The organism is Kitasatospora sp. MBT63 (assembly GCF_000710465.2).
Lineage (GTDB): Bacteria > Actinomycetota > Actinomycetes > Streptomycetales > Streptomycetaceae > Kitasatospora.
The window spans coordinates 1-6,530 of the sequence record NZ_JAIZ01000832.1; the positions used below are offsets into that span (position 1 = coordinate 1).

General features: G+C 75.1%; 8 protein-coding genes. 5 read left to right on the forward strand and 3 right to left on the reverse strand.

The window, feature by feature from the left end:
- From AA75_RS50630 to AA75_RS43780, 5 genes are all read left to right on the forward strand, one after another.
- Positions 1–630, forward strand: a 630-nt coding sequence (locus AA75_RS50630) for a hypothetical protein (RefSeq protein ID WP_033826142.1), incomplete at its 5' end; no start/stop codon positions are given.
- A 58-nt stretch (positions 631–688) separates the two neighbouring features.
- The gene (locus AA75_RS43765) at positions 689–1,666 is read left to right on the forward strand and encodes a hypothetical protein (RefSeq protein ID WP_033826143.1); all 978 of its coding nucleotides are present in this window, start codon (positions 689–691) and stop codon (positions 1,664–1,666) included.
- Between the two features lie 456 nt (positions 1,667–2,122).
- Positions 2,123–2,353 carry a hypothetical protein gene (locus tag AA75_RS43770; RefSeq protein ID WP_033826144.1) on the forward strand — a complete coding sequence of 77 codons (231 nt, stop codon included), beginning with the start codon at positions 2,123–2,125 and terminating at the stop codon, positions 2,351–2,353.
- An 18-nt stretch (positions 2,354–2,371) separates the two neighbouring features.
- Entirely contained in the window at positions 2,372–3,157 is a 786-nt protein-coding gene (locus AA75_RS43775) for a helix-turn-helix transcriptional regulator (RefSeq protein WP_033826145.1), read from the forward strand.
- Positions 3,158–3,236: 79 nt separating this feature from the next.
- The gene (locus AA75_RS43780; protein ID WP_033826146.1) at positions 3,237–3,659 is read left to right on the forward strand and encodes a hypothetical protein; all 423 of its coding nucleotides are present in this window, start codon (positions 3,237–3,239) and stop codon (positions 3,657–3,659) included.
- Positions 3,660–3,684: 25 nt separating this feature from the next.
- Here the strand turns inward: AA75_RS43780 and AA75_RS43785 are convergent, their stop codons facing one another.
- From AA75_RS43785 to AA75_RS43795, 3 genes are all read right to left on the reverse strand, one after another.
- Entirely contained in the window at positions 3,685–4,410 is a 726-nt protein-coding gene (locus tag AA75_RS43785; RefSeq protein WP_033826147.1) for a trans-aconitate 2-methyltransferase, read from the reverse strand.
- A gap of 81 nt (positions 4,411–4,491) precedes the next feature.
- Positions 4,492–5,922 carry an EF-hand domain-containing protein gene (locus tag AA75_RS43790; protein WP_051814448.1) on the reverse strand — a complete coding sequence of 477 codons (1,431 nt, stop codon included), beginning with the start codon at positions 5,920–5,922 and terminating at the stop codon, positions 4,492–4,494.
- A gap of 142 nt (positions 5,923–6,064) precedes the next feature.
- Positions 6,065–6,397 (reverse strand): hypothetical protein, encoded by a 333-nt coding sequence (locus tag AA75_RS43795; RefSeq protein WP_033826148.1) that lies wholly within the window; start codon positions 6,395–6,397, stop codon positions 6,065–6,067.
- Between the last annotated feature and the right edge of the window lie 133 nt (positions 6,398–6,530).

Below are 6,530 nucleotides of genomic sequence, written 5' to 3' on the forward strand. Positions count from 1 at the left end.
CAGCCCGCCCGGGTGGCGCTCGGCCCGCTGACGGAGGACCAGCTGTGGTCGGCCCGGCTCGGCGTCGCCGACCTGCCCGGCGGGGCGGTCGTCGAACCCTCGCCCGTGCCGCAGCCCTGGGCCGGGTTCGACCAGGCCGCCGCCGCGTCCCCCGGGTGCGCGCCGGTGGTCGCGGCACTGACCGAGGAGCCCCGGGCCCGGGCCCGGGCGGTCTACGTGATCGGCAACAACACCTTCGGCAACCGGACCACCGTCGATCTCGGCGCGTTCGCCCCCGGCGAGGTCCCGGCACGGTTCGATGCCCTGGCGGCGGCGGTCCGCGACGGCTGCCGGGAACTCAAGGTGCCGACCGGGGCGGGGAACCGCACCATCCGGGTCCGGGAGGTGGCGTTCGAGGACGCGGGCGTACCGGCCGTCGCCTTCGCGCTCGACAGCCCGACCGGGGCCGTCGCCTCCGCCGGGGGATTCAGCACCGCCGTCCTGTACGCCGCGGTCGGCGACAACCGGGTCCTCTTCGAACTCGGCGACGACACCGCCAAATCGCCCGCGCTGCGGGCCGACATCGTCCGGGCGCAGATCCGCAAGGCCACCGCGCGCACGGCCCCGCCCGCCACCGCGACCGCCGGCTGACGGTCCGCCCGGGTACCGGTGCGAGGACCGCGCGCCGGCACCCCTAGGATGCGGGGCCATGACGAGACGCGGCCTGATCCTGGCCCTTGCGATACCCCTGTCCACGGTGACCGGCGCCGGCGTGGCGCACGCGGACGTCTGCACGACGATGACGTCCGGGACCTACCGGATCGACGGGGTGTACGGCGCCGTCCCCAAGGTTCGCACGGGCGGCTCCCGTCAGACCGACAACACCCTGCACCTCGACGCCCCCGACCAGAGCGCCACGGCGTTCGAGGTGATGGTCATCCCCACCCGGCAGCAGGGCGGCTACACTCCGGGGCCGGCGCCGTCGGTGCAGCTGAGCGTGGACGGCGGCCCGGCGCACCGCTTCTCGTTCACCTGGAAGCCGGCCCTGCAGTCCGGCAACCTCGGCACCTGGAACTCCAACCGCGTCGAGTTCGGCGGACTGACCCGCGGTGACCACGTGCTGCACGAGACCCTCTCGATGCCCGTCGGCAGCCCGGACGGGGTGTACGAACTCGGCGCCTACCTCTACCCGGAGGGGCCCTGTTCGATGGTGACGGGCACCAAGATGGGCGGCGTGAGCTTCGAATTCACCGGCGGCGGCCCCGCCCAGGCCCCGACCCCGGCACCCGGCGGCGCCACGACCCGCAAGCCGGACCCGCGGCCGACTGCCACCAGGACGTCCGCACCGCGGACGACGCCGACCGGCACCCCGGTGCCGCAACCCGCCGCCGACCCGGCGTCGCCCGTCCCGTCCGAGGCGCCGCCGTCCCCGACGCCCGAGGCGCCGTCACCGAGCGCGAGTGCCGTCCCGAGCGCGACCCCGAGCCCGGCACCCACGCCCACGGACCGGCCGGCCGCCGTACCACTGGCCGCCACGCCGGCCGCGCACGGCAGTCCCGTACTGCCCTGGGCGCTGGGCACGTCGGCGGTGCTCGCCGCCGCGACGGCGGGCGGGGTCCTCGCGGTGCGCCGACGCCGCGCGACGCCAGGAGCGGCGGCCGCTCCCACGACGGCCGACGTCGGCTGACACGGCGGCCCGGCGCCCCGTACCGGAATGCACAGAGACCGCTCGAGCCTCACGGCCGGGCGGTCTCTGCTGTCCGGGCGGGCCCATGCGCCAACACGGCCCGCTCCGGGTGTTCCCGAATTCGTTGGAGTGAACAGCGCCCCGGGTGCCCGACCGTGAGGTCTGGACGACGCCGCTGCAATCGTCACACCCAGGCATGGCGGGGACAAGGGGATGCTGCGCGAATGCGCATCAATTTTCAGTTTCGGCCGTCGGGCCTGCGGTTGTGTCGCACCGCTGTTCCGAAATTCCCGGCACCGGCCCGGACGGTGACGCATCAATCCGCACTGCGTTCACCGAACCGATTGGGAATCACCCGTACGCCTGACAGAGTGTTACCCGAACGGATGCTTCGGTGACGCCAACCATCGAACTTCCGACCTGTTGGAGTAGACAGTGCTACAGGAGGTCTCCTCGATGACGAGGAAGCGCAACAAGCCCGCCCCCGTCCCCGCCCGCTGCGCCGCCGCCGACGGGCCGCGCCCGGTCCCGTCCTGGCTGCCCGGACGCGCCGAAGCGATCGTGATCATCGTCGTCATCGCCCTCGCCGCCGCCCTGGTCGCGGCCGGGATGTCGGCCGGCGCGGCGCTCGAACTGGCCGGCGGCAGCTGGCTGCTGGGACTCCGGCTGCGGCGGGAGCGGGCCTGAGCGAAGGCGCCGACCGCGATGGGACGCAGAGAGAACCCGGTCGCGGCGAGCGAACCGGCACTGCGCCGCCTGGCCTGCTGGCTGCGCGAGCAACGTGACCGCTCCAAGCTGACCTACCGTCAGCTCGCCGACCGGACGAACTTCCACCACACCACCCTGCAGCGGGCCGCCAGCGGCCGCTCCCTGCCGAGCTGGGAGGTCACCGAGGCCATCGCCCGCGAGTGCGGCGCGGACCTCAGGACGGCCCGCAGGAAGTGGACCCAGGCCAACTACTGGGCCCACGTCCCGCGCCCGTCCGGCGGGCAGCGCCGCCGCGCACCACGGCGCCTCAACCCGGAACACGTCGACTCCTTCGCCGACCTGCGCCGGGCCATGCACGAGATGCGCCGCAAGGCGGACTGGCCCTCCCTGGAGGAACTGGACCGCCGGGCCCGCGCCCGGGGGGGCCGCCTGCCCTCCAGCACCCTCGCCCTGGTCCTCAAGGGCGAGGCACCCCTCCACAAGGCCCTGCTGACCACCTACATGCAGGCCTGCGGGGTCAAGGAGAGCCGCCGCGCCCTGTGGGCGGCCGCCTGGGAACGGACGAACAACGCCCGGACCCCGGTACCGATGACCGCCAAGACCTACCAGCGCGAATTCGCCCGCGCGATGCAGACCTCCACCGGCAGCATCCCGACAGAGACCCTGTTCAGGCTGTGGGTGGCGCTCAAACAGAGCGCGAGCGCCGACAAGGCCGACACCGCGCACCTCCAGGCCCCGGCGGGCCGCGACGGCACCGGCGAGAGCGCGGCGCTCGCCCGGTGACCGGGCCCCGCGGACAGGGCCCGCACGCCCTGTCCGCGGGACCGTCCACCCCACCCACCGGCTACCCCGGGGAACACCCATGCCCACACCGCCCAGGACCCGAACGGCCCCCGGCCCCGCACCCCACCTCGACCTGTGGGCCCTGCACGACCTCCACCGCGACAACTACCGGCGCTACGCCGCCCTGCTGCTCACCCCCGACGACGCCAACGGCGTCGTCCGCGACGCATTCCGCGAACTCGCCGGGCACTGGCACGACGTGCTGGCCGCCGCCAGCCCGGCCGCCTGCGCCTGGCAGACCCTGCGCAGCCGGGTCTGCACCCTGGCCGGCCCCCGCCCGCTGCGCCCGGTCGCCCACCTCACCGCGCCCCAGCAGGACGTCCTGCTGCTCCACCTGGTCCTCGGCCTGCCGCCGGCCGCGGTCGCGGCCCTGACCGGTACCGAGCCCGCCGCCGTCCACGCCCGGCTGCGCTCCCTGGCCGCGGCCCGGCCACGCGGCTGACCCGCCGGGGCCGGGCCCCGAGGCCTCAGTGCCCGACCGCGCGGGCCACCACGACGATGTTCTCGCCGGTGGCGGTCAGCGGGCCCCGCGCCCAGTCGCCGTACCAGCTGTCGACGGTGAAGCCCGCCTCGGCGAGGAACGCCCCGATCCCGTCGGCGTCCAGGAACCGCAGACGCGCCCGGTCGGTGCGCAGGGGATCGCCCTCGCGGGTCGCCGTGGTCTCGGTGAGGGTGACGACCCCGTCGGCGACGGACTCGACCCGGTGGATCAGCCGCAGCGGACGGCCCGCGTGGTCGACGAGGTCGAACGGGTTCGACGGGTGCCAGCCCTCCCAGGCCCGCGCCCCCGGGTTGCGGGTGCCGAAGACGAACCGCCCGCCGACGGCCAGTGCCGCGCGGATCGCCGCCAGGGACGTCCGCAACTCCTCGTCGGTGACCAGGACCTGGAAGGCGTTGCCGGTCATGACGGCGAGTGCGAACTCCGAGGCCCCGGCCGCGTCGGCGGCCCTGCCCTCGATCCACTCGATGTCGCCCCGGCGGCGGGCCCGGGCCAGTGCCGCGGCGTCCGGGTCCAGACCGGTGAGCCGGCCGGTGTGACCGGCCTCGCGAGCGCGGTGCAGCAGCCTTCCGGTACCGCAGCCGACGTCCAGCACGGACGGGGCGTCCAGCACGAAGGACAGGTAGAAGTCGTCGTCGGGGCCCCAGGTGTTGAGGCGGTCGTACAGCTCGGCGGCATCGGCGTCGGAGTACACCGCGGCAGTATGCCCCCGCCCCGCGGCGGCTGCCACGGATTTCCCGCGCCGGGCGGGGCCGGCCCGCCCGGCGTCCAGGTGTCAGGGGCGGCCGAGCAGGGCCGTGCCGGCGATGGTGTCGGTCCGGGCGGTGAAGAAGTCGGTGAAGGCGGTGACGAACTCCTCCTCGCTGATCCGGCCGTCCCCGTCGGTGTCCAACTGCCGGAAACCGTCGTTGAGTTCGGCCGGGTGCACGCGCGGACCGCCGAACAGGACGCGGTACTCGTCGGCGCACAGGTGACCGCTGCCGTCGGTGTCGGCGGCCCGGAACAGCGCCCGCATCGCGGGGACGAGTCCGTGGTCGAGGTGGGCTGGGTCGCGGTCGGCACCGGCGAGCATCGCGGACACGAACTCGGCGCAGTCCACGGCGCCGTCCCCGTCGGCGTCCATGGCCGGGCAGAGCGCCTGCCACCAGGTCTCGAACGCGGCGTACAGCACGTCCTCGCGCTCCGCGGGGACCTCGAGCTGCCAGCAGACGTTGTGGACCATGGCCTGGAGGTCGGCCCGGTCGACCCGCCCGTCCGCGGTCTGGTCCAGCACCTGGTGGAAGAAGGTCTCCAGGCGGGCCCGGCGGGTGTCGGCGGAACGCGGCCCGCGGGACGGGCGGGCCGGCGCGCGCCGGGGGACCGGCCGTCCGGCGGCGGTCGCGGCGGTCGCGGCGCCGTCGGCCGAGGGGGTGTGACGGTGGCGCAGATGCTCGGGCAGACGGGCCATGACGTGCCGCACACCGTGGTGGACCGCCCACGACAGTGCCGCGCCGGAGCGGGTGCGACCGGGACCGAACCTGTCGTGCCAGGCCGGCGGCAGGTCGGCCACCGTGAGGGTGCTCAGCAGCCGGGCCGCCGCCACCCGCAGCAGCGGCCACGCGGGCCGGAGCCGGCCGAGCCGGCGGGGGGCCGGTGCCTCACGGAGCACCTCGAACAGCAGGTGGCGGACCACGTCGCCGTACTCCAGGACCTCGCGGACGTTGCGCTGCACGTACGCGGGCACCTCGGCGGCGGTCGCCGGGAGGACCTCGCCGGGGATCTCCAGCGCCTCGCAGACCTCCCTGAACTCGGCGTAGAGCACGTCGAGTTCGGCGGGCCGCAGGCGCTGTCCGGACAGCTCGTGCATGGCCGTGATCGCCTCGTACAAGGTCACCATCACCCAGCCGCGGACCGCGGGATCCTCGGCGGTGTACGGGCGCCCGGCGTCATCGGTGCCGTGGATCCGGCGGTGGGTGCGGGCGAGCCGCGCCACCTCGAGCCGGCGCTCTTCGGGCCCGGCGGAGAACAGCCTCGCACCGCTGTCCACGGTGTGCTGGATCCGCCGCCACGGGTGCGCCCGGTAGGTCGAGTAGCGGCCCATGCCGGCCGCGACCGCGGGATGGGCCGCCTGGAGGACGATCAACCGCCAGGCCACCAGGCCGATCCGCCACTCGCCTAGGCTCTGGCGCAGCGGGCTGCGGGTGCCGGACACGGGCGCGGACGTCATGGAGGCTCCAGGAGGGTGGGGGTCGGGTGACACCACGTACAACTGGTCGCGGGGCCGGACGGCACCGTGGATCACTCCTGCGTGCAGGTTCTCGAACACGCGGGCGCGCCAGGGAGCCGGACGTCCCGCAGTGGGGGCGGTGTCACCGCCTGGGGCTGCTCCCGGTCAGCGCGTCCGAGCAGCCGGTGTACCACCCCTGCGGCACGGACCTCCCGGCCAGGTTCGAGCAGGCGCGCCCCACCGCGACGGCGTCCTCGGCGGTGTCCCTGACCTGAATCCCGGACTCCTTGCCCACCCGGTAGCCGTCGCGGTAGGACGTGGTCCCGATGTCGCCGCCGTCCGTCCCGAGCAGCGCGACGAGCAGCACCAGCGAGCCGCCGAGGACGGTGGCGGCGCTCAACCAGGCGGCGAGCCCGGACCCGGGCCCCCGGTGCCGGCCGCCCGGTCCGTGCTGCGCGGCTGCCTGCGGTGTCACGGTGTTCCCCCTACGGTCCTACGTGCCAGGGGAGATGACTACCGGTCAGTGCGGATCGGTTCCCGCCGGGCCGAGGGGCGTCGACCCTGGTGGACCGGCGGACCGGTGGACCGGCGGCGGAGCGGCCGGCGGG

What these genes read in the sequence shown, in the direction of transcription:
- AA75_RS43765 (WP_033826143.1), top strand. Translation starts at nt 689, where the DNA reads ATGACGAGACGCGGCCTGATCCTGGCCCTTGCGATACCCCTGTCCACG.
- AA75_RS43770 (WP_033826144.1), top strand. Translation starts at nt 2,123, where the DNA reads ATGACGAGGAAGCGCAACAAGCCCGCCCCCGTCCCCGCCCGCTGCGCC.
- AA75_RS43775 (WP_033826145.1), top strand. Translation starts at nt 2,372, where the DNA reads ATGGGACGCAGAGAGAACCCGGTCGCGGCGAGCGAACCGGCACTGCGC.
- AA75_RS43780 (WP_033826146.1), top strand. Translation starts at nt 3,237, where the DNA reads ATGCCCACACCGCCCAGGACCCGAACGGCCCCCGGCCCCGCACCCCAC.
- AA75_RS43790 (WP_051814448.1), bottom strand. Translation starts at nt 5,922, where the DNA reads ATGACGTCCGCGCCCGTGTCCGGCACCCGCAGCCCGCTGCGCCAGAGC.